The organism is Flavobacterium esculini, from assembly GCF_048284325.1.
In the GTDB taxonomy this organism is placed as follows: domain Bacteria; phylum Bacteroidota; class Bacteroidia; order Flavobacteriales; family Flavobacteriaceae; genus Flavobacterium.
Window position 1 is genome coordinate 1 of record NZ_JBLVPI010000010.1, and the last position, 21,130, is coordinate 21,130.

The 21,130-nt window shown below is 34.6% G+C and carries 16 protein-coding genes; 2 read left to right on the forward strand and 14 right to left on the reverse strand.

The window, feature by feature from the left end:
* Positions 1 to 1,173: IS21 family transposase (istA, locus tag ACNQGG_RS10045; protein WP_417963576.1), on the reverse strand; the 1,173-nt coding region annotated here is incomplete at its 3' end.
* Positions 1,174 to 1,211: 38 nt separating this feature from the next.
* On the opposite strand from istA, the gene ACNQGG_RS10050 reads away from it, so the two are divergent.
* The gene (locus ACNQGG_RS10050; protein ID WP_417963578.1) at positions 1,212 to 1,385 is read left to right on the forward strand and encodes a hypothetical protein; all 174 of its coding nucleotides are present in this window, start codon (positions 1,212 to 1,214) and stop codon (positions 1,383 to 1,385) included.
* Positions 1,386 to 1,413: 28 nt separating this feature from the next.
* On the opposite strand, the gene ACNQGG_RS10055 is transcribed toward ACNQGG_RS10050, so the two are convergent.
* The 11 genes from ACNQGG_RS10055 to ACNQGG_RS10105 form a co-directional block, all read right to left on the reverse strand.
* Positions 1,414 to 2,871, reverse strand: coding sequence for an FAD-dependent oxidoreductase (locus tag ACNQGG_RS10055; protein ID WP_417963580.1), 1,458 nt, complete (start codon positions 2,869 to 2,871; stop codon positions 1,414 to 1,416).
* A 363-nt stretch (positions 2,872 to 3,234) separates the two neighbouring features.
* Positions 3,235 to 4,281 carry a GntR family transcriptional regulator gene (locus ACNQGG_RS10060; protein ID WP_417963582.1) on the reverse strand — a complete coding sequence of 349 codons (1,047 nt, stop codon included), beginning with the start codon at positions 4,279 to 4,281 and terminating at the stop codon, positions 3,235 to 3,237.
* 80 nt (positions 4,282 to 4,361) lie between these two features.
* Complete coding sequence (locus tag ACNQGG_RS10065; protein WP_417963584.1) at positions 4,362 to 5,729, reverse strand: glycoside hydrolase family 28 protein; 1,368 nt, start codon at positions 5,727 to 5,729, stop codon at positions 4,362 to 4,364.
* Positions 5,730 to 5,803: 74 nt separating this feature from the next.
* Complete coding sequence (locus tag ACNQGG_RS10070) at positions 5,804 to 6,796, reverse strand: pectinesterase family protein (protein WP_417963586.1); 993 nt, start codon at positions 6,794 to 6,796, stop codon at positions 5,804 to 5,806.
* A 34-nt stretch (positions 6,797 to 6,830) separates the two neighbouring features.
* Entirely contained in the window at positions 6,831 to 7,577 is a 747-nt protein-coding gene (locus ACNQGG_RS10075; protein WP_417963588.1) for a rhamnogalacturonan acetylesterase, read from the reverse strand.
* A gap of 22 nt (positions 7,578 to 7,599) precedes the next feature.
* On the reverse strand, positions 7,600 to 9,657 hold the full coding sequence (pelA, locus tag ACNQGG_RS10080) for a pectate lyase (RefSeq protein WP_417963590.1): 2,058 nt from the start codon (positions 9,655 to 9,657) through the stop codon (positions 7,600 to 7,602).
* Between the two features lie 10 nt (positions 9,658 to 9,667).
* Positions 9,668 to 11,296, reverse strand: coding sequence for a glycoside hydrolase family 43 protein (locus ACNQGG_RS10085; protein WP_417963592.1), 1,629 nt, complete (start codon positions 11,294 to 11,296; stop codon positions 9,668 to 9,670).
* An 84-nt stretch (positions 11,297 to 11,380) separates the two neighbouring features.
* Positions 11,381 to 12,616, reverse strand: a complete 1,236-nt coding sequence (locus ACNQGG_RS10090; protein WP_417963594.1) for a glycoside hydrolase family 88/105 protein — start codon at positions 12,614 to 12,616, stop codon at positions 11,381 to 11,383.
* Between the two features lie 44 nt (positions 12,617 to 12,660).
* Positions 12,661 to 14,043, reverse strand: a complete 1,383-nt coding sequence (locus ACNQGG_RS10095) for a glycoside hydrolase family 88/105 protein (protein WP_417963596.1) — start codon at positions 14,041 to 14,043, stop codon at positions 12,661 to 12,663.
* A gap of 5 nt (positions 14,044 to 14,048) precedes the next feature.
* Positions 14,049 to 15,014 (reverse strand): DUF4861 family protein, encoded by a 966-nt coding sequence (locus ACNQGG_RS10100; protein ID WP_417963598.1) that lies wholly within the window; start codon positions 15,012 to 15,014, stop codon positions 14,049 to 14,051.
* A gap of 152 nt (positions 15,015 to 15,166) precedes the next feature.
* Positions 15,167 to 16,603, reverse strand: coding sequence for a glycoside hydrolase family 28 protein (locus tag ACNQGG_RS10105; protein WP_417963600.1), 1,437 nt, complete (start codon positions 16,601 to 16,603; stop codon positions 15,167 to 15,169).
* Between the two features lie 321 nt (positions 16,604 to 16,924).
* On the opposite strand from ACNQGG_RS10105, the gene ACNQGG_RS10110 reads away from it, so the two are divergent.
* Positions 16,925 to 17,953 carry a LacI family DNA-binding transcriptional regulator gene (locus ACNQGG_RS10110; RefSeq protein ID WP_417963602.1) on the forward strand — a complete coding sequence of 343 codons (1,029 nt, stop codon included), beginning with the start codon at positions 16,925 to 16,927 and terminating at the stop codon, positions 17,951 to 17,953.
* A 67-nt stretch (positions 17,954 to 18,020) separates the two neighbouring features.
* Here ACNQGG_RS10110 and ACNQGG_RS10115 read toward each other — a convergent pair whose 3' ends face one another.
* Together ACNQGG_RS10115 and ACNQGG_RS10120 are read right to left on the reverse strand one after the other, a co-directional pair.
* On the reverse strand, positions 18,021 to 19,637 hold the full coding sequence (locus tag ACNQGG_RS10115) for a UxaA family hydrolase (RefSeq protein ID WP_417963604.1): 1,617 nt from the start codon (positions 19,635 to 19,637) through the stop codon (positions 18,021 to 18,023).
* An 8-nt stretch (positions 19,638 to 19,645) separates the two neighbouring features.
* The gene (locus ACNQGG_RS10120) at positions 19,646 to 21,109 is read right to left on the reverse strand and encodes a tagaturonate reductase (protein WP_417963605.1); all 1,464 of its coding nucleotides are present in this window, start codon (positions 21,107 to 21,109) and stop codon (positions 19,646 to 19,648) included.
* Positions 21,110 to 21,130: the final 21 nt, after the last annotated feature.

Below are 21,130 nucleotides of genomic sequence, written 5' to 3' on the forward strand. Positions count from 1 at the left end.
AGGTTTGTAATTTCGTTCATGAACAGCTATTCGATTGTATTTATAATAGATCTCCACGGTTGATTTGGTGTACAAGAGTTTCGCTTTTTTCTTTACATACTGATATGGAACACTGTAATAGTTTTTGTCTTGACTTAATTGAACATGCCCATTTTGCATTACCGTTGCAAAGGATTGGTATTTGATTTCAAAGCGTTCTTGTGGTAGTGGGCGCAGTTGTTGTTTCTCATCTTCTAAAAACAACTCTTTTCGAGAGTAAGGGCGTCCTGTGAGTTTTCGATTATTATGAGTATCCAATAAATCCCATATCTGCTGGTTCAATTCTTCCAAACTAAAGAATTTAGCTTCTTTTAGAGTCACATAAATCCTTCTGTATAATATCTTAACAGCTCCTTCAACTAATGACTTATCTCTTGGTTTATAAGCCCTGGCAGGCAAGATTGTAGTTTCGTAATGTTCTGCTAAATCAGCCAAAGTTTCATTAATTGTTGGCTCAAAACGACTGCTTTTTATTACTGCAGATTTTAAATTATCCGGGACAATTGCCGCAGGAGTGCCTTCAAAAAAGCGCATAGCATTTTCTACCGAAGTAACAAAATCCTCCTTCTGTTGGCTCGTGGAAGCTTCAGCATAAGTGTATTGACTGGCTCCCAATATGGCCACAAAAAATTGTACTTCTTTGATTTCTCCAGTGTCATTATCAATAATGGAGAGCGTTTTTCCGGCATAATCCACATACATTTTATCACCGGCTTTGTGATTCATATGCATTACTGGATTGACACGTTTACTCCATTCTTTGTAATGATGAGCAAATTGCGAACTCCTGTAACCATCAGGGTTTATGCCAACATATTGTTCCCACATATGTTGTACGGTAACGCCAACTTTTTTTAGTTCACGTTCCATTTTAGGAAAAAAATTATGGAGGGTCTGCAATTTGGGACTAATTGATTCCACAGTAGTCTGTGAAAACAAAAGTTCTAGTTCAGCATCTGTTTTTTTATCAATTAATTCAAAGCTTAATCCGAGGACTTCAAATAAAGAAATATACTTCTTTACCGTATTCCTGGATAGGGATAAGTAGCTACTTATAAATAACTTACTCTTTCCATCACAATAGAATTTAATTACTTTTCTAATTTTACTCATGTCTGTTATTTTGTTTGCCATAATCCGTATTTTTTTAACGAATGTATGGTTCTAACAACATGAAAAAATCAGTAGTTTTTAATAATCAATTTACCCCGAAATTAGGTGGTCAATTTGAACTGGAAAGTGGTGGTCAGTTTGCTCTGGAACTGGTGGTCAATTTACACTGGAAAGTGGTGGTCAATTTGACCGGTTTTTCCACCCTGTGGAGTGATATGATTTTCAGATTCTAAATTATTGGAATTTGTAAAAATTTGAACTTTATACGTCTTTTTTCTTTAGACAGCGTCCTCTCGGTTCATCACCCTCATGAAGCACAATTTCGGAATGTAAGAACTGTGCAGCCTCGGCTGAATCTTTCACTTTTGAAGCACTGCGTTCTAACATTTCTGATTCAAACTCAGTTAATACACTTTTCCTCACTCCAGCTTTTCTCCATTGAGATGCAGCTCTACATCCTCTTGAGATACCCCGAGCCAGTGTTAGTGCATCCAGTAGCGCTTGATTCGCCCCCTGTCCTTTGAATGGACTCATGGGGTGAGCCGCATCACCAATCAGAGTCACTTGCCCCCCTTTCTCCAATAATTCTGAACTGAGTAATTCCCGGTCATACACGGGATATCCAGAAATCTGAGCTTCCAGGGTTGCCATTAAAATCTGAGGAATGGGATCGTGCCACTGAGTTCTACGACACGCTTCTTCTTTAAGTGCCTGATTTCCTTTAGCACTTAACTCCTGAGCCTCTTCTTCCATCATGGGGAAACTTAGCTGCCACATCACCGAGTCTGACGTATAAGGCATCACATAGATTCGCTCATTTCCATTGGCGGTTTGAAATACAGTGGCTGAGTCTAATAAAGAGCTATTAAAACCTTCGAGAGCCCCCAAAGGACAAATACCCAATATCACAATACAACCGAGGTAACGTAAAGGGGCAACATCCTCACCAATCAGCAATCTCCGCACCGAACTGCGAATACCATCCGCTCCAACCACGAGATCTGCTTTGTAGCGCCGAATCTCACCGTTCACTTGAAAGTTTAGATCAACACCTTCATCATTACATTCCTTAAAATGGACTAACTGGTGCCCCCACTGTACTGCATCATGTCCGCCCAGTTGCTCAAGTAGCGCTAAGCGTAAAGATTGCCGTGCGATATGCACATTGGTACGTTTTGGAGACGTTTTCGCATCTGACTGTATCCACTTTCTGATGCCCCATTCACCGATTACTTTTCCTTCTGTAGTATGAACCACATGCCTTGTTGAAATCACCCCTTCTTCTAACGAGAAAACACCCAATCCCTCGATTGCTTTACTAGCTTGTTGCAAAGTGAGCCCGTAACCCTGAGACCGGGCTTCAAAGTTATTATCGCGTTCAAAAAGAGTAAAGGGAATCCCGCGGTGTAAACAAGCTACAGCTAGAGCCACACCGCCTATACCTCCACCAATGATAGCAACGTGTGGGTAGTTTTCTTTATTCGCTATAGGAGGATGGGCAGAAGGAAGCAATCCGGATCCAGAACATTTCAGGCAAGAATGGAGGTGTCCTTTAGGAAAAATCGGAGCCGTTCCTTCGCCGTTCGTTTTTTTAAAATGATCTAATGCTCTCTGGTAGTGGAGTCTAGACTTGTTGGTGAGCCCTCGACTTTTTTTGCCTCGTCCTTGACATTCGGGACAAATAGTCCAGCTTACTCCTTCATTTTCCACTTTTTTCACTTCCTGTTTATTTAACTTGATTTCGACCCTTCTCTATAAGAAAAACTTAGCCAATACAATTGATGCAGGGCTTAATATAAAGTAATGATTATGACTTTCATTACTTCAATATAATTTAACAGTAGAAATTTATATTTTTCAACATTTTACTGCTTCTAACAGTTGCGCAAATTTAGGATAAAAGATTAGCAGTACAAAACTGCTTTTTCAAATTGAAACAGAAAGGATTTTTTAGCGCTATTTTTATTGAAACTTTATTCAAATCCTGCAAAAAATGGTTCGTAAACAGGTTCGTAAGGCCCACAAAAAAATCCATTAGAAATAATGGAGTTTTATATGGCTGTACTGTATGGAATTTATAGTTTAAATTGAATCTCTATCAATAAAATTGAATGGATTTTTTACTTTACCTATTTCTTTATTTAGAATCATCCTTGCTGCAGTTTCCCCCATCATTTTAAAATCCGTTGAAATCACCGTTATTCCCAACAGCTCTTTTAAAGCAGTATCATTATAAGAAATAACCCCTATATCCTTCCCTAATCGAAATTCATAATCTCTAATTTGTTTTATCAAACTAACCAAGTCAGATTCTTCAATTACTATAAATAAATCGCCTTTTATTAAAACCATGTCATCGCATATTTCATCCAGGATTTCAAAACAGATATTATATTCGATACAAAATTTCTTAAATCCATTTAAAATCCTTCTAGGGTATGGATAAACAGCCTTCTCTGGATAAATCAGTATTAATTTATCATACTTAGCAATTTTAGGAAGACCCTCTTTTAAAGCATTGTAAATATCATTTTCAAAATCTTGGTAAATTTCAACGATCCCATCTTCTATCAAAGGATTTTTTTCATCTAAAATAATAAGCTTTTCCTTTGGTATTTCTTTTATAAGTTTCAATGCTTTATCAGTAAGACTCACATGTTTTAAATCTTTTGTTTTAAAATGTGGCATTATGACATACTTGTCATATGCAAACTTATTTTTATCTAATAAATTTAAAAATAAGGTCTCGTCAAAATGATATACATGAAGATCTACTTGAGAATTTCCTCCTATATTATCAATAAAAGAATTAAAAACACTCATCTTATAGGAACTTAATTTATTAATCAGAAACAAAATATTTATTTTAGAAATTAATTTTGTTCTGGTAACATAATAGCCTTTACCCATGATTGGAGAAATTACATTTCTCTCTTTTAAAATATTATAGGCTTTCTCCACCGTATCCCTTGACAGATTAAACCCCTCACTAAGCATATTAATTGATGGAATCTTCTGGTCCATTGAAAGTCTTCCAATGGATACATTATAAATAACAGAATCTACTATTTGCTTGTATTTAGGCATCCTGGAAGTTTCATCAATTTCAATATATTTAAATGTTTCCATTAGAATCGTTTTTGGTTTAAAAGAGCAAAAAAGCAATACCTTATTATTTATAGAAATGGTTATTTATTGAGCAAAACCGTTTAGTGTTTAATTGAATTACTGACAGCCGTTGGGACAGTCGCTTTTTGACCAATTATAACATCATTCATTGTTACATTTTCCGAGTTCAGGATTGTCAGTCCGTTTTTTGCCGATTTAACTTCGATAGTATCCAAATATACGTTTCGCACTTTCTTTTGTGGATATCCCTGAATAATAATCGCAGTTTCTCTTGCTTTTGCACAGTTAATATTGGACAAGAAAATATCTGAAACATCCGATGGAAAACCACCACTGCCTTCGCCCATATAATTTGCCGTGATGTAAATACAATCTTCAACCTCATCCAATTGAATATTTCTGGCATAAATGTTCTTAATAAATCCTCCTCTATCGGCATTAGTTTTTAAATAGATTCCTCTTTTTAAAAACCCGCTTGTCTTGCAGTTATCAATAAAGATGTTTTTGACACCAGCCGACATTTCACTGCCAATGACAACTCCATGCAATCCTTTGAAATTACAATTGCGAATCACTATATTTTCACTTGGGGTTGTACTATTGGCTCTGCCTTCATCGTCTCTACCTGCTTTTATTGCTATATTATCATCCGCATTATCAAAATCAATATTCTCAATTAAAACATCTTTGGCATATTCTGGGTCTATTCCGTCATTGTTTGCATTAAATGCTTTATATTTTAAACCTCTGACGGTAATGCTTTCTGATTTTAATAAATGAAGACACCAGAATGGAGAATCTTCAATTTTTACATTTTCGACTAAAATATTTTTGCAATTAAAAAACTGAATCAGTTGTGGTCTTAGAAAATGTCCAGCACCAAATTTTCTATCCTTTAAAGGCATATTGCTATGATTCATTTCTCGGCTTAGTTTTTTATCCTCCCCTTCTTTTGATTTATAACTATTCCAAATTTTACTTCCTTCTCCATCAATAATTCCTTCACCAGATATAGCGATATTAGTGCAACCATAAGCATAAATAAGAGGACTGTAATTATAAACCATAGTTCCTTCCCAACTCGTAAGCACCATTGGCAAATAATGTTTAGGATTCTCACTAAAGCGAATTTTAGCCCCTTTTTCAATTAATAATTTTACATTACTTACAAAGTGAATGGGGCCATTTAGCGTGTAAACACCTTTAGAAACAATGATTGTACCTCCATTGTTTTTTTTACAAAGTGCCATGGCTTTATCAAATGCGGGTTTGGCATCGCTAATGGAATCCCCTTTTGCACCTAGTCGTGTTACTTCAATCTTAAACGAAGGAATTTGAGGTAATTGAATACGTTTGACAATGGAATCAACTGTGCGAGATGGAAAATTACTGTTTTGGGCAAAACAATTTAAAGAGAGCAGCAAGAAAACAAGAAGTTTACATTTCATGATTTTAAGTTTTGATGTTGAATAGAGAAATAACTTTGTTTTAGGATTTATTTTGACTTTTAAAATGCGTTTCTTTATTTTTTCAGAAAAGTCCAATCTTTAAATATTTTTTCAATTGTATAGTCTGATTGAAATTGTTGGGCTGTTAGAACATGTGACCAAGGCACTCTGGCTTGTAAATCAGCGCCCACTCCTGTACATTGATATTCGGCATAGAATATTGTTGCCTCCGCTTCTTGTCTGCCCCAATTATGCCATCCTGCAGATTTAATCTGCTTGCCAATTTTACATTTAATAAAAACTGTTCTGGCATGATTTTCCCATGGTCTTCCTAAATAAAAAGAGCGGTTTGAAGCATTGCTTGTTAATTTACAATTCAGAAACACAAAACCATACGAATTAGCCTTAGGAGTATTCGCCGCTGTAATATAAGACCCTCCTACTTTTGCAAAAATTTCACAATTATCAAATACAACTGTTGACGCTCCAAAAATAAAATCTGTCGTCCCTTCTATATAGCAATTTTTATAATATTGCCTGCTCCTATTGCCATGACAATAAAGTGTATCCTGAAACCCCAGGAATTTGCAGTTATTAAAAACCGCTTTGTCACCGTCAATTCTTACCGCAACAGCCTGACCCACGGGACCGGAAGAATTTTCAAATGTGATATTTTCAGCTTTAAAATTATCTCCATCAACAGCAAAACTATAAGACCCTGAAGTTCCTATATTTTGCCCCTTTTCATTTTTTTTAGAAGCATAATCATCATAAGTAAGAATCGTTTTATTTTTATTCTCCCCTATTAATGTGATGTTTATTTTATTTTTTGGCAGAATCAATTTTTCTTTATAAACCCCATTTTTAATGAAAATTATGGTCTCTTTGTCATTTAGAAAAGACACCGCATTTATGGCTTCTTGAACCGTTACAAAATCTCCTGTTCCTTTAACATCAACCACTATATCATATAAGTTACCTCCTTTATTTTCAGCTTTACTGGGATTCCCCCCAGCAGAACAGTTAAAAAAAAACAGCGAAATAATACCGATATATGCGTTTATCATTTTCTTTTTTTAAGATTATCCTTTTGAATATTATCTATTTTTTAATTGCTTTTTTTAGTGTTGCAACTAAAGGACCGTCCATTACTCTAATTTGATTGACAACCAATTGTGCAACTTCAGTGGCTCCTTTTACACAAAGATGGGTATTGTCTTCCTTTCCTTCCGGATAATAAGGAATTTCCCCCGCTTTATAATGCAAATGCAATTTTTTTGATTTTTCAGGTCCGTAAGACATTTCCAATAATTCCGTATAATATTCTAAATCAATAAATGGCACCTTGTATTCTTGAGCAACTAAACGAGTTTCTAAAGGATATTCACCATGCGTTGCGATCAAGACTCCATTTTCATTAAAATTTCTTCTCACTATGGAAGAGAATAATATGGGAATAGCTCCTTTTTCCCTACTTTCATTCACAAAACGGATTAAGTTATGTCGATAACTTGTATGTGGATTGGTATACCGCGTTGAATCAGCAAATTTCTCATCATTATGCCCAAATTGAATAAAAACATAATCGCCTGGTTTCAATGCTTTATAAACGGAATCCCAACGTTTCTCATTAATAAAACTACGACTGCTTCTGCCATTTACCGCTCTGTTATCTACCGTTATATTATCATTGAAAAAAGAAGATAACATTTGTCCCCAACCGCGTTCCGGATTTACTTCCGGCTTCTTTTTAGTAGCCATTGTAGAATCACCTATGCCATAAATAGTTGTTTTTTGAGCCAAACAGTTTAGTGAAATTAGCAGCAATATAATGATTCGGTATTTCATGATTTTAGTTTTTAAAGTGGATTTAAAATTGCTTATTTGTTACTTTACTTTTAGACCATTCTTTTATTTTGTTAGCAAAATCCAATCCCATGATATTTTGGATGGTGTATTTCTCGGCTTCTGTCTTTTTTAATTGATACGACCATGAAACTCTTTTTTCAGGATGACTTCCTTCTCCCGTGCAATTATATTCAGCATAAAAAGAAGTTTTTGCTGCTTCAGGTTTGGACCAATCATTCCACCCCTCAGGCTTTATGTGTTTTCCCATTTCGCAATTAATAAAAACCGTTTTTGCATAAATGCGCCATGGCCTGCCTAAATACACTTCGGTTGCCTTTTCATCGGCGGTTAGTTTGCAATTTTTAAATACAAAACCATATTGAACTCCTTCAGCAGTAGATGCTGCCGTTATATACGAATCTTTTAAACTATGAAGGATGCAGTTTTCAAATAATAGGGTGGCTTGACCAAAGATAAAATCGACAGTTCCCTCAATATAACAATCCTTCAAATACTGTTTGTTGTTAGTTCCAGTGGCATACAAAGTATCCTGATTGCCCAGAATAGTGCAATTCCAAATCAAAACACTATTGGCATTTAGTGCCAAAGCCACGGCTTGCCCTACTTGTCCTGATGAATTTTTTATGGTTAAATTTTGAGCTATAAAATCGGCCCCTTCCACTAAAACCGTGTAAGTATAAAAAGTACTATTTCTACCTAAATTTATCTTGCCAAAATAATCTCCATATGTAATAATAGTGTTCTCTTTACTTTCTCCAATTAATGAAATATTGGGATTCCATTCGTGAATTTTTACTTTCTCGTTATAGATTCCATTTTTTACAGTAATAGTAACCCGTCGATAAGGAAATGCGGGTGAATTATTTATCGCATCTTGAATACTTATATAGTCACCACTCCCGTCTTGAGCAACCGTAATATTAAATTCGTCTTTTGGAACTTTATTCTGTTTTATGTCTGTTTTGGTCTGTCCAGTCAAATGTCTTTCTTTCCACTTTTCATATTTTACCAGAACCTCTTTTGGCTCATTTGTGTACCAGGAATATCCATTTCTGCGTTCCGCTCCAATCTCAGCTAACAACCCTTTTTTCAGACCATCCCGATCACAGAAAAATGGACTATTGTTATCCAGTTCCATAAAACGAGCCCATATATCAGGAGCATTCGCATCTGAAACCATTTTTTTGTCGTTTATTTTACCTTTTTCATCATAAAAACGCTCTTCTCTTAGCCCTTTTATTTTTGCTTTATCAAACCATGCTACAGCAAAATTTACTGCATTTATTATTTCCTTTGATGGATTTTCAATTGACATTAACAGCAATACAATTTGTGCCGATTCTTTTCCGCTTAAAGAGGGTAATTCATAAGCACGTGCTTTTACCGGAGCCAACGTATACTCATCGTGTTGTGCGCACCAGCCTGTTAAAACCCCATTCTGTTTGTATTGTGTTTTTACAATACAATCAATCCCTTTATCAAATGCTTTTTGGGCTCTTTTAACGGTTTCTTCAGATGGTTTTATCGAAAAATAATCTGTTTTATCAACAATTTCTTTTAACACATTCAGGATATTCACCATCGAGTCATCATTATACGTAATGTGTGTGTAATATCCTTTTTTTAACGGGTAAAACTGAGGCCATCCCCCATTTTCATATTGCGCTTCTAATAAATAATCAAGCCCTGAAAGGAAAGCCTTTTTATATCTTTCATCTGGCACTTGTCTATAGATTTTAGATAAAAACAACATTTCTTGTGTTGTTGCTTTATTGTCGGTTGTTACTTCCTTTGTGTCGGATTTAAGGGCAATTAATTTTTGCTTTTCTTCCTCGCTTAAATGAATTTGCATCGTAATGTTTTTGGGCCAACCTCCAATATTACGTTGGTACAACAATACATTTTCGGCTACATCTTTTGCATTTTGGGTTGCAAACCAAGAATTATCAGGATTGTTAATTACACTACTCCATTTTATATTAAATAGTTGTTGTGAATGAGTATTTGTAATTACCATAAGTGTAAAAACAAACGTTTTGATAATTTTTAACTTTCCCATAATATAGCTTTTACTTTGTTATTCTGAACCAATCAATACGAACACTTCCTGCGTCATTTATCATTCCGTTTCGAAGTGCTAAAAAACCTAATTTTGCACCAATCCATTTGCCTTCTTTTGCAATAAAATCCGTTCCTATGGCTGTGTATTTTTCACCATCTTCACTATAAAAGAAATTACAAATACCACCCGCTTTTACTTTTACCTGCAGATAAAACAGGTTGCTTTTTAATTTAATAGCTTCACTTTCTGTCTCTACTCCTTTTTTATCGGCATTTTCACAGATTACTTGTGATATAGAGAGTTGTCCTGCTGATTGTTTTACTTTCAAATAACTGTAGTCAAGTCCCATGATCAACAAACCAGTTTGCTCTCCATCAAAACGGGCATTGAAAGTCATTTTGGTCGTAGCTGTAAATTCTTCGGCAGGAAATTTTTGCAATAACAAATTCCCTACATCAAATAAATTTGTGGCTTCTTTTGGCATTGGACGACAATACATCGTGTAATATCCCATCGCTGAAGGAAGTCCCCAATACACCTGTTGATTTGCATGCCACTGCCATTGCAAACCTAACTTAGAAGTATTAAACTCATCTGAATCATTTGGAGTTAAAATAGGATACGTTTTTCCAACATTGGGTTTTTTATGGATTAACACCGGCTCACCAGTACCATCCCCATCTTTGTCAACACCTATTACCGGCCAATTGTTGACCCATTTCATAGGTTGCAAATGAACAATTCTACCGTAAGCACCTTTATCCTGAAAATGAAAAAACCAATCTTCGCCAGTTTGAGTTTGTACCCAAGCACCCTGATGTGGGCCATTAATATTTGTTTTTCCTTGGTCCATCACTTTTCTCTTTTCGTATGGTCCCCAAATATTTTTCGATCTCAATACCGTTTGCCATCCGGTAGGTACACCTCCTGCAGGCGCAAAAACATAATAATAGCCATTATGTTTGTATAATTTTGGCCCTTCAATTGTTGATTCGCCATCATGTCCGTCAATAATTATAACGTCATCATCATTTGCAACAGTTCCTTCAGTATTTAAAGTGCAAATTGCCAAAAGGCTTTTAATTCCTGCTCTGCTTCCTGCAAAAGCAAAAGCAAGATATACTTTACCATCATCATCCCATAAAGGTGTAGGATCAATCAAACCCTTGCCTTCTTTTACCAAAATTGGTTTGGACCAAACGGCTTTTGGGTCTTTTGTCTTGATCATGTAAATTCCATAATCAGGATCTGGATAATAAATATATAATTCCCCATTATGGTATCTGATACAGGGTGCCCATACCCCATTCCCATGCTGTGGTTTGTCAAAGACATCAAAAGGAGGCTGTTTTGGAAGTGCATAATTGACCAATTCCCAATTTACCATATCTTTAGAATGTAGAATAGGCAAGCCAGGAACACAATTGAAAGAAGAGGATGTCATGTAATAATCAGCTCCAACCCTAACAACATCCGGATCAGAATAATCAGCATGCAAAATTGGATTTTTATAGGTTCCATCTCCATTATCAGCTGCCCATACTAATGAATTACTATTCATTCTTTTTGCTTGCCCAAAAATCAGTTGATTAGGACTAAACAGTAAAACACAGGTAATAATCAGAATAAATCTCATAGGAAAGAAATTAGGATTAACTGTTTCATTGTTTTAAAATGAAACAGTTGTAGTATGCTTTAAACTCAATTGGTTAAGTCTATTTTATTTATTCAACTCTAATGCGGCTAATATAAACGGTCCTGTAGCTTTAGGATCATTATCCTTTTTTCTCTCATTTATATAATATTCATACGATCCGTCTCGGTACGGACTTCCGCCAAGACCTGCAACTGCACAGGCTTGTGTTATGGTAACTTCTCCCTTGGAATCCACTTTTATCAATTGTCTGGTCAAACCATCAAAAGCTTTAGTGGCAACTGTTTTAAATTTTTTTGGCAAATATCCTTTGTTTACACCTTTTGCCAAGGCATAAGCAAACATGGAAGTTCCTGATGATTCCAAATAGTTTCCTGCTTTGTCTCCCTTATCAGTTACTTGGTACCACAAACCTGATTTATCTTGGAATTTTACTAAAGCATTCGCAACATTATTCAAATACCCAACCAATTCTTTTTGTTTTGGATGATTCTTTGGGAAGTAATCCAAAGCATCTACTAAAGCCATTGCGTACCACCCGATTGATCTAGACCAAAAATTAGGTGAATTTCCTGTTTCTTTATTTGCCCAAGGCATTTGCTTACTCTCGTCCCAAGCATGGTACAACAATCCTGTTTTTTTATCAGTGGCATGCAATTGTATTAATTCAAATTGTTTTGCAACGTCATCTAATTTTGCTCCTTTTTCAAAAGTAGCAGTATATTCTGCATAGAATGGTTCACCCATATACAACCCATCTAACCACATTTGATTTGGATATATTTTTTTATGCCAAAATCCACCACTGGCAGTTCTAGGTTGCTCTGCAAGTTGCTTTCTTAAAGTTTGCATTGCAATTAAGTAGCGGTTGTCTTTAGTGGTAGCGTACAAATTAAATAATAATCGTCCAGCAACAATCATATCAATATTGTAAGCTTCCATTTTATAGGTATTAATGGTTCCATCTTTATCAACCAAGACATCGACGTAGCTTTTGATATAGTCGTAATACTTACTATTGCCCTTTTCTTTATAGAGTTGTTCAAATGAGGTGAGCACTAAACCATGCACATAATCCCAATGCGGTGCTTTAGCATCATCAATCATATAAGATTGCTGATGGCGTTTCATAATAGAAAGAGCCATACGCTCTGACCATTTTAAATTAGTTGAAATAGGCAGTTCATTCTTAGTATCGCCTGATTTTGTATCCGTTTGAGAAATGGTTTTACAACTCACAAATAACAATGTAAGAATGATGCTCAACGTTGTAAAACAATTAGTTTTAAGACTATTTTTCATTTAAAATATGTTTTATTGTTAGAATTATTTTTCAAAAATGACTTTTATTTATCAAGTTCAATTGCAGCTAAAAGGAATGAGCCTAAACCATGAGAATTGTCCACTTTTATCTTCTCGCTGATATAATATTCATAAGAACCATCTCTATAAGGATTTCCTCCAAGTCCTGCACTTGCACAAACTTGAGTAATATGTATTTCCCCATCAGCATCAACTTTTATGAGTTTTTTTGTCAATCCATTAAAAGCTTTATTGGCTACGCCTTTAAATTTTGAAGGTAAATAGCCTTTGTTTACCCCTTTTGCCAAAGCATAAGTAAGCATAGACGAACCTGACGCTTCTAAATAATTTCCTTTTTTAGTTGCCAAATTTGGAACCTGATACCACAATCCTGACTTATCCTGAAACTTGCTTGCCGCTAGTGCAAACTCATTTAAGTACCTTACTAATTCTTTATGTTTTGGATGCTCTTTTGGAAAGTAATCCAACACATCAACTAATGCCATTGCATACCAGCCAAGCGCTCTTAACCAAATATGAGGTGCCGTTCCTGTTTCATTATTTGCCCAAGCCATTTGCTTACTTTCATCCCAAGCATGAAAAAATAAGCCTGTTTTTTTATCAAATGTACGATCGTGCAGCAATTCAAACTGATGCGCAACATCATTCAATTTCTCCCCTTTTTCAAACGCAACAGTATATCTTGCATAAAATGGCTCTCCCATATACAAGCCGTCTAACCACATTTGGTTTGGGTAGATTTTTTTATGCCAAAAACCACCGGATGGAGTTCTAGGATGATCGTCAAATTGTCTTCTCAGTGTTTTTAATGCTGTTAAATACTTCTGATTTTGTGTTTTATTATACAGATTAAAAAGTATTTTCCCTGCATTAATAAAATCAATATTATGATCTTGGGGGTTAAAATCTTGAAAAGATCCGTTACTATCAATCAATTCATCGGCATATTCTTTGATATAATCGAAATATTTTGGATTTTTGGTTTTAGTGTATAATTTTTCATAACCAGTCAAAATCATGCCAATTTTATAATCCCATTTTGGCTTTTCATGATTATCAATCTGCCATGCTTTAGGATGGCGTTTCATTATTGACAATGCCATTCGCTCTGACCATTTTAATGTAACTGGAATTGCCATTTCTTTTTTTGGCGCAAGAGTTTTCACTTGCTCTTGTGCACTAGTTTTACAACTCACAAAGACCAATCCTACCAGTAAGATACACGATAAAAATCCGTTTCTAAAAAACAATGATGAATCCTCCCGAAACTGGAGGAAAGTTTCAGGTCTCAGTTTGCTGTTTCCAATTAAAATTAGTCGCTGTAAGCTAGGATAATTAATTAAAAACAGATTTTTATCGCGTATCCAATTTAGTAATTGTCTCATTTTATTAGTGTCGCTTTCCATTTAAATTATATTTTACTCTTATCATTCAATACTGCCAATTTTTGATCTAAATAAGATAAAAAGGCTTCTTTAGTTTTAATTCCATTTGGTTCTTGTTCCCAAGCCCCTAAGAAATAAAACGAAGTCGGTTTTGTTGTAGGTTTAAAAACTAAAAGATAATCAAATTCCGCATCAACTAAATTTTCTATAGAATTGGTTTGATAAAAAATTGCCATTCCTAATTTATCGGGCACCAAAGATTGGGCTCCATAAGTCGCCAAGTAAGCCCATTTTTTGTTTTTACTTACTTTTTTAAATAATTCAGTGTTTTTTTGTTTTACGATTCCCGTACAAATTCCTGCTATTTCTTTTGATGGATGAATGGTATGTTTGGTGTAGCGCTGGTCAGGATTAATGGTTAATTCGGATGTGAAATCAATTTTATCCGAAGCTGTTTTCCAACCATAATACTGCACCTTAACACTAGAACTATTTGGTTTATTTTTTACTTTGGCGATTGTGGAATCTACTGCATAAAAGTGTAATCTCTCTTTGTTAAGATACCTATCGATAGAACCTACTCCAATTCCTTTTCCTGCTTTTAGAATATCAGCACCCCAATCACTCATTTCATGATAGGAATCAAAATTATCCTGGCCCACATTTGGCAAAACAATTGCTTCGGTTTTTTTTCCAAAAATATCAATTGCATTTCTCCAATCGAGATACAAGCGATACCCTATTTTATTACTTTCCCAACCTGGCCCTTCATATCGAATATCGAAAGAATGATCGGTATGTTCCGGAGCAAGCTTTAAACGTTGAACATTTTTATAAGTACCACCAACATATTTACGCCCTTCCCATTTGCCTCCTTCTTTTACAGAAATTTCGGCATAAGTCTTAGCTGTTGTTGCCAATTGCTTCTCTTGTGGCTTACAGGAAAATTGACATATCAATAATGACGCGGCAATGCTTTTTATTATTTTCATTTTTATGTTGTATTAGAATTATTCGCTTATTGTAATAAAAAATTAAATTTCTTCATTATTAAAAAAAGGAGCTTGACAACCAATCAAGCCCCTAATAAAAAAACAAAAAAATTAAACCAAACTCATTTTATTATGTTAGTTGTGGATCTATTTTATTTTGGGCTCTCTACAAGCGTCCCATTAACATAAGTATCGATTAATTGGAGCCCTTCTACATTTTCAATAGAATAAGCCTTGCCAACCTTCTCAATCTTTACGTTTTTAAATACCACATTTTTAATAGGAGCTTCTTTATAGCCTTTGGCCAAAATACCATACTTCCCACCATCTTTTACCTTTATGTTTTCAAGAAATACATTGTGCACTCGAGGAATAAAATTTCCCGACTGACTTCCATATACATTATAAAACATATCTATTATCAACACAGACTCTTTCACTTGGCCAATGTCTAAATTTCTCACGTACACGTTTTCAATCAAACCCCCTCTTTTAGAATTTGATTTTATTCTGATTGCTCTATCTAAATTTGGGCTATCCATAACACAATTTTCTACAAAGACATTTCTTACACCCGCAGATATTTCACTCCCCATAACAACGCCTCCATGACCATCAATCATTTTGCAATTTTGAACAATTATATTTTCACTTGGAATAGCCACTCGTCTACCATCAGCATCTCTTCCAGACTTAATGGCGATGCAATCATCCCCTGTATTGAACGTACAATTTTTTATAATGACATTTTTAGAATATTCTGGATCGCAACCGTCATTATTAGGGCCATGACTTTCAACCGTAACCCCGTCTACAATAACATTGGTAGACTTCATGGGATGTATTACCCAAAATGGAGCATTAATAATTTTCACCTCTTTTAAAAGCATATTGGTACATTCAAAAAACTCTATAAAATTTGGTCTCAAATAATGTCCTTCTCCAAAAACTCGCTCGGAAACAGGAACTCCTTCTTCAGCCATAGCTACTAATCTCACTCTATTGGCAGGATCGCCTTGACTTGGCATTCCTTCTTTCCAACCATATCTTTTACTTCCGCACCACCACAACCATTTATCGTTGTTTGCCTGACCATTCAATATTCCTTTTCCGGTTATCGCTACATTAGTTTTCTTGTAAGCGTATATTAATGGCGAATAATTCATTAATTCTGTTCCTTCCCATGAGGTATGAACAATGGGATAATCCGCGGTATTAGTACTAAATAAGATTTCAGCACCTTCTTGTAAATGAAGATTTACATTATTTTCTAAATGTATAGGACCGGTTAGATACTTCCCAGACGGTACTAAAACTTTCCCTCCGCCATTTTCAGTACAAATTCGAATAGCTTTTTTAAATGCTTGCGTATTATCAAAAACACCTCCCGCTTGCGCTCCAAAATCAGTTATTACATATGTTTTATTACGAAAAGAAGGCTCCTTTACACCATCAATTATATGCCGCATCGTTTTCCATGGATTTTCACCCACAATAGATTGTTGCTGCTTTACTCCACAGGAAAGAAAAAATATTGAAAACAAAACAAGAAAGAAGTTGTTTCTTGTAAAAAAAAAATTTCTTACCATTTGATTTTATTAAATTTTTTAAATTAATCTTATTCTTTTATTGAAAAAAATCACGTCGTGCAATCGATTACACAAACGTAAATATTAATTTCCAATTAACCAAAATAAAATCAATTAAAATAGTATTCTTATAAAAAAAAACACTTATTAATACACTTATTATAAAATTATTGCTTTAAAACCACATTATTGCTATTAGTTCTTTATTAAAACAGCTACAAATTCGAGTAATTGTTAAAAATTTATGCAATCGATAACATTAAACAAAAACAGACATAAAAAAACATTAATTTTGCTAATCTTAACAAACATTAATTCATTGTGAATAAAAAAACAACAATTTACGACATTGCGAAAAAACTTGATACAACTGCCGCTACGGTATCTCGGGCTTTAAATAATAATCCTAAAATAAGTGCCAGCACTCGTAAACTAGTTTTAGAAACAGCGGCTCAAATGAATTACAAACAAAACAAGCTGGCCTTAGCCCTACAAAGTGGCAAAAGTGGTAATATCGGTGTCATTGTACCACGTATCGACAGTAATTTTTTTGCTTCTGTTATTAGAGGAATTGAAGATGAATTACAACCTGAAGGGTATCATGTTATTATATGTCAAACACATGAAAATGAGAAAAGGGAAATCGAAAATATAAACACATTATTAAATGCACAAGTGGATGGTATTTTAATGTCTGCTTCCAATGTTTCTAAAGAGAACAATTCCATTATCAAAAGAGTTATCGAAAAAAATGTACCATTGATCTTTTTTGACAGAAAGAAAAATATCGATGGTGTAAGTTCTGTTACAATAAACGATTTTGAAGGAGCGTATTTGGCCACTAAACACCTTATCGGAGAGGGATGTACTAAAATTGCACATTTAACAGGTGACCAATCTTTAGAAATTTACGAAAATCGAAATAACGGATACAAACAAGCCTTACTTGATAGTGGTTTCGAATACAATGAGGATTATATAATTCAAACAAAAAGTAGTGTTGAAGCAGGAAGACAGGCTGTAGAAAAATTATTAAAGTTAAAAAATCCGCCAAATGCCATATTCTCTTCGAGTGATTTTGCAGCTTTGGGAGCCATCCAGGAACTAAAAGAACAAGGGATAAGAATCCCAGAGGACTTTTGTGTTTTTGGTTTCGGTAACGAACCTTTTACAAAATTCATGGAACTTTCTATATCATCAGTCGATCAATCGCCTATGGAAATGGGTAAGATGGCAGCAAAAGTATTCTTGGAACAAATAAACAGTACCGAAAAATTTAAAATAGAAAAAAAGGTAGTGTTAAACCCAGAATTACACATTAGAAAATCATCCTTGAGACACGTTCTTTAAATGTCATAAAAAAAGTGTGAAGCTATAAACTTCACACTTTTTTTTATATTAAAAATTAATTCCTCTTTTACAAAGAAACCCCTCTTTTCCAAGGAATAAAATCATTCTGATTTAAAATAGCTGCTTTGGTTTTAATAGTACCACTTGCTACATTTATAATAAATTCCAGCATTTCATCTGCCATTTCATTAATTGATTTTTCACCTGTGATAATTCCACCAGTGTCAATATCGATAATATCAGACATTTTTTGTGCTAATTGAGTGTTAGAAGATATTTTTACAACTGGCGCAATTGGATTTCCTGTCGGAGTTCCTAAACCTGTTGTAAACAATACCATATTCGCTCCGGAACCTACCATTGCCGTTGTACATTCTACGTCATTTCCAGGGGTACATAACAATGTAAAACCTGGTTCATTGATATATTCTCCATAATCGTAAACACCTACAATAGGGGAAGTTCCTCCTTTTTTAGCAGCACCTGCCGATTTCATGGCATCAGTAATCAAACCGTCTTTAATGTTACCTGGTGATGGATTCATATCAAATCCAGAACCGGCATCAACCACGGTTTTTTCATACCATTGCATTAATTCCAAGAAACGTTTTCCGTCTTTGTCATCCACACAACGGTTTACCAATTCTTGTTCTACACCACATAATTCCGGAAATTCAGAAAGAATTGTTGTTCCTCCTAAAGCAACCAAGTTATCCGATAAAACACCTAATGTTGGATTAGCAGAAATTCCAGAGAATCCATCCGAACCACCACACTCTAAACCAATTCTTAATTTTGATAATGGAGTAGGAGTTCTTTTAATTTTATTCGCTTCTTTGATAGCTGCGAAAGAGTCTTTGACAACCGTATTCAACATATCTTCAATAGTTCCAATCTGTTGTTGGTCGTAAATCAAAACCGGTTTATCACTGTTTGGATTAATGGCTTTCATCGCATCTTGGAAAATAGATATTTGCAAGTTTTGACAACCTAAACTCAAAACAGTAGCACCAGCAACGTTTGGATTGTTTACGTATCCAGCCAAAAGTTTTGCCAAAGAGTGTGAATCCTGACGAATTCCACCACAACCACCTTGATGTTGGATGAATTTTACTTCAATATTTTCAAACAAATCTACTTCGTTTGATTTTGTAACAACATCTTCAGCCCCTTTTTCAGTATTTACTAAAGAACGTAGCAACAATTGGTAATCGTTTTCTTTAGGTTTAGTTAGTTCTTTTTCGAAAATTCCTTTTAAGATTTCGATGTTTCTGTTTTCACAAAAAACCAATGGGAAGAATAACCAAACATTCTCCGTTCCTACTTGTCCGTCTGTTCTTTGGTATCCGTCAAAAGTTCTGTCTTTCCATTTGTCAACATTAGGAACAGTCCAACCGATAGATTCCGTTTTAGCAATTACTTTTGCGCTTTCGTGTTTTACATTTTCAGTAGAAAGAAGCCCACCTTTTGCAATTGGCGCACTTGCTTTACCTACTAAAACACCATACATAATAATTTTTTCTCCTATTTCAAAAGGATACATTGCAATTTTATGTTTCATTTTCACATCGGTCTCGATAGTGATATCTTCTCCTTCAAAGTTGATAACTTCGCCAGCCACTAGATTAACTAATGCTACAGCGACATTATCTGAAGGGTTTACTTTAATTAATTTTTTTTGCATGATCATAATTATATACTAATTGACTTATTTTCATATTGTTTGTTAAAGTTAACAAACCCATTTTCAACTCCATTTTTTTCCATTTCATTCAAAGCTAACACTAAAGCTTCTGATAGCCCTTTAATTTTTGTTAAATCTTCACCCCAGAATTCGGTATTCGCTAAAATTTTAGTTACAACCAAATCTAAAGTTCCTAATTGCCAAGCATTTTTAAATGCTTCAACTATCTCCGGAGAATCTTTTACAGGCAATACTTCGTTATTCCAAGTTCCTTTGTAGAACTGAATTAAACAAGCTAATGAAAAAGTCAAATTCGTAGGCAATTTTTTATTCGCATTATAATATCCTAATAAACTTGGTAAAACTCTTACTTTGAATTTTGAGATAGAATTTAAAGCAATATCAGCCAGTGCATGTTTGATAAACGGATTTTTAAAACGGTCCATTACCTCTTCAGAATAGGCAATGATTTCATTTTTGTCCATATCAAGTGTTTCACTAATTTCACCAATAATGCTGTTGACGAATTTTCCGGTAAAATCTCCGTTAACGGTTTCCATAACTAATTTGTTACCGTGCAAAAGTGAAACTGGAACCATTGCTGTATGCGCACCGTTTAAAATACGAACTTTTATCATTTTAAAAGGTCGAATATCGTCAACAATTTTTACATTTAAATCTGTTTTATGAAAAGGCAACTTTTCTTTTAAAGCATCGCCGCCTTCAATAGCCCAAAGGAAGAATGGCTCGGCTGCAACAATTAAATTGTCTTGATAATTTAATTTGCTATTGTATTCTTCAATTTCAGCTCTTGGATATCCAGGTACAATTCTGTCAACCAAAGTACTGTGGTATGTACACGCGTCTGATGCCCAAGTTTTGAATGAAGCGTCTAATTCCCATAAATCGCAATATTGCAAAATAATTTTTTTCAGCGTTTCAGAGTTATAGTCAATCAATTCACAAGGAATAATCGTCAATCCTTTAGCAGCATCTCCTTTGAAATGTTTGAATCTTTCATATAATAAAACAGTCAGCTTTGCCGGAAATGAAACCGGTGGTTGCATATCCGGAGTATCACTTTCAATAAATTCAATTCCAGCTTCAGTGGTGTTTGAAACAATAAATTGAAGTTCATCTTCTTTGGCTAAAGCCAGATAATCTGCAAAATCAGTATATGGATTTATAGCTTTTACAATATTGGTAATCAACTCAATATCCTGTATTTTCTCCCCTTTTTTGATTCCATTCATAAACAAAGTGTAAAGACCATCTTGGTCATTAATCATGTTTACCATACCCTCTTTCAATGGCTGAACTATTGCAATTCCAGCATTAAAATCAACTTCTTTATTTAGTCTTTGAAAAGCATAATCAACGAAAGCTCTTAAGAAATTACCTTCCCCAAATTGTACTACCTTTATTGGGAACTTCTTTTCTAATCCTAAATTTTTTCTATTTAATTTTTCCATTTTATATTTAAATAATTCGGT